The sequence below is a fragment of the Delftia sp. ZNC0008 genome (assembly GCF_000799035.1).
In the GTDB taxonomy this organism is placed as follows: domain Bacteria; phylum Pseudomonadota; class Gammaproteobacteria; order Burkholderiales; family Burkholderiaceae_C; genus Comamonas; species Comamonas tsuruhatensis.
Window position 1 is genome coordinate 1 of the sequence record NZ_JTKZ01000598.1, and the last position, 3204, is coordinate 3204.

The following is a 3204-nucleotide window of genomic DNA, read 5'->3' on the forward strand; positions in this document are numbered from 1 at the left end:
TGCACGGGCCGGTCACCTCCATCGAGACCGCTCCCAAGAGCACGGCCTGCCCCGCCGAGATTCCTGCGGGCATCAGCTGCTGGGCCGGGCAGGACTCCAAGGGCGCCTACTACCTGATCGCCAAGCCCGCGCAGTGGAACGGCACCCTGGTGCTGCACGCCCACGGCGGCCCGGACCTGGCCGCGCCCACCGCCGACCGTGCGGCCGAAGACCTGGTGCGCTGGTCCATCATGGTGCGCGCAGGCTATGCCTGGGCTGGCTCCACCTACCGCCAGGGCGGCGTGGAAGTGCGCGCCGCCGCCGAGGACACCGAGCGCCTGCGCGGCATCTTCCGCCAGCATGTGGCCAAGCCGCAGCGCACCATCCTGCACGGCCAGTCCTGGGGTGCGGGCGTGGCCGCCAAGGGCGCGGAAATGTTCAACGAGCAGACCGTGGGCGAGCGCCCCTACGACGGCGTGCTGCTGACCAGCGGCGTGCTGGGCGGCGGCACCCATGCCTATGACTTCCGCACCGATCTGCGCGTGGTCTACCAGTACCTGTGCGGCAACCACCCGCGCCCCAATGAGCCGCAGTACGCGCTCAACCTGGGCCTGCCCGCTGACGCCAAGATGCGCCAGGCCGACGTGGCCCTGCGCGTGAACGAATGCCTGGCGCTGGACAAGCCCGCCGCCCAGCGCACGGCCGCGCAGCAGGCGAAGATCGACACCATCACCAAGGTCATCAAGATCCCCGAAAGCGCCATCCAGTCGCACATGAACTGGGGCACCATGCACTTCCAGGACATCTCGGCCAAGCGCACGGGCGGCGCCAGCCCCTTCGGCAACGAGGGTGCGGTCTATGCGGGCTCGGCCGACGATGCCGCGCTCAATGCCGGCGTGCTGCGCTACCGCGCCGACCCTGCGGCCTACCGCAAGTTCGCCGATGACACCGACCCCGTGGGCAAGATTGGCGTGCCGGTCCTCTCGGCCAAGTGGATCAGCGACCCCACGGCCTTCGTGGAGCTGGATGCGCGGTTTCGTGCGGTGATGCAGCAGGGCGGCAGTGGAGACCGGCTGGTGCAGACCTTTACGCGGCAGGGGACGCACAGCTATATCAGCGATGCGACCTATCCCACCTTGATGACTGCGTTGATGCAGTGGGTGGAGGCGGGGGTGAAGCCGACTGCGGCTGGGATTGCTGCGGCCTGTTCTGCTAATGAGGCCAAGTTTGGGGTGGGGTGTAGTTTTGATGCGGCTTATGTGCCGGCTGCGTTGAGTGTGCGGGTGCCTGAGAGGTCGCGGCCTGTGCTTCCTTGAGTGGGTCTTGTTTTTGACCCTGCCGGGTGGTGTTTTTTCGAGGCCGGGTCTCGGCCCGGCAGCCGACCTACCTTCTTTTGCTTCGCCAAAAGAACGTAGGCCAAGAAAAGGCGGCCCGACGCAGGCGCTGACATACGGGGAGTTGGCTCGGGCCTTTGCTTCGCTCGGCCTGGTGTTTTTTTAGCGGGGCATGTTTGTTCTTGTGGCGGGTGCCAGCTGCGCCGCGAACTCGCGTGCCGCTGCGCTGTAGCTCGCACCGCGACGCCACAGCAGGCCGGCGGTGCGGATGAGCTGGGGGGCGACCAGGTGGATGGCCACCATGTCCGTGGCCTGCTGGGCGGCGCGTTCGGGGACGATGGTGGCCATGTCGCCCCAGCGGCACAGCGCGATCAGCGATTCCACCGATCCCATTTCCGCGCGCAGCAAGGGCGTGACGCCTGCGGTGCGCAGCCCGTCCTCGATCAGGCTGCGCGTGTAGAACGTGCGCGGCAGCAGGGCCAGGGGCACGCCGGCCAGCGACTTGACGGACAGCGTGCGGCGCCCGGCCAGCGGATGCGATGGGTTGACCAGCAGCATCATGCGTTCGTCGAACAGCGGCAGCGCGTCCAGCTCGGCGCGCTGGGGCGGGTGAAAGCTCACGCCCAGGTCCAGGCTGCCGTCCAGCAATCCCTGCTCCACGGGCGGGGCCAGCAGCTCGATCACCACCACGTTGACCTTGGGATAGGCGCGCATGAAAGCCGCCACGGCCGGGGCGACCAGGGTGTTGAGGAAGGTGGGAATCACGCCGATGGTCAGCGTGCCGGTCTGCAGCTCGCTGAGGTCGGCCAGCGCCATGCGCCCGGCCTCCACCTCATGCAGCGCACGCTCCGCATAGTTGCGGAACACCACGCCGGCCTGCGACAGCTTCAGCCCCCGGCCAATGCGCTCGAACAGCGCCATGCCCAACTCCTCCTCCAACTGCCGCAGCCCATGCGAGAGCGTGGACTGCGTGACATAGAGGTTCCTGGCCGATGTCGTCAGGTGCTCGGTCTTGGCGATATCGACAAAGTAGCGCAGCTGGCGCAGTTCCATGGGTGAAGGCAAGGGGGTGTTCGGCGGGCCAGTTTCTCACAGAGATACGGGCACGCCGCACAGTTCACTCGCCGTCGTCCTGGTCCACGAACTCCACCAGCTCCGGCAGCATCTCCAGCTGCTGGATGGCATCCTTGAGCCGCAGGCCAAAGCGTGATTCCGGCCGCCCGAAAGCGCCCTGCGCCAGCCGCAGCGCCGCCGTTGCCTTGATCCACTCGACCTCGAAGGCATAGCGGTCCGCATGCTGCTGGACACTCATGCGCTTGATGTGCTCCAGCGCCAGCTCCACGGCGCAGTCCACATCGACTTCGCTGTCGTCCCTGTCGGGATCGTCGACCATTAGTTCGATCAACTGCTGCAGCGTGCTCTGCACCAGGCCCAGCGAGGCATGCATGGCCTGCCGCCAGGTGGGAAGAAAAGGTGGTTGGGGAGGGGCCGCCTGAGCGGCGGTGAGAGGGTGCATGTCTTGGTTCCTGTATGAATCAAGAGAACCACACGCCACCGTACGACGGGCAACGGGTGGACGGGATGTTCGTAACACGTATACAGACGTGCGGCCATCCTTGCGGGTAAGCCCATCCCGTCCAAAACCGTTGGAGACGGACGCGCGACGACGCATCTGCCCCAGGAATCTGGACATGACAAAGCCCCCTTCAAGGTGGGGGCCGCACCTCTGTATTGGTGTTACGACACACCAAGCCTTTCGGCCTGCCGCAAGTTTAACGGCTGCGTATCAAGAAACCAGGCCGAGCGCAGCGAAGGCCCGAGCAAGCTCCCCGTATGTCAGCGCCTGCGTCGGGCCGCCTGCGGGGTTGCAGTCCTGCCGAAGGACAGGACT

Annotated in this window: 3 protein-coding genes; 1 reads left to right on the plus strand and 2 read right to left on the minus strand. The window is 66.6% G+C overall.

From position 1 onward, the window contains the following. Nucleotides 1–1295, plus strand: a 1295-nt coding sequence (locus L995_RS19715) for a hypothetical protein (RefSeq protein ID WP_047473126.1), incomplete at its 5' end; no start/stop codon positions are given. A gap of 180 nt (nt 1296–1475) precedes the next feature. Here the strand turns inward: L995_RS19715 and L995_RS19720 are convergent. Then, on the minus strand, nt 1476–2366 hold the full coding sequence (locus L995_RS19720; RefSeq protein ID WP_016450106.1) for a LysR substrate-binding domain-containing protein: 891 nt from the start codon (nt 2364–2366) through the stop codon (nt 1476–1478). Between the two features lie 64 nt (nt 2367–2430). Then, nucleotides 2431–2829, minus strand: coding sequence for a hypothetical protein (locus L995_RS19725; RefSeq protein WP_047473128.1), 399 nt, complete (start codon nt 2827–2829; stop codon nt 2431–2433). Nucleotides 2830–3204: the final 375 nt, after the last annotated feature.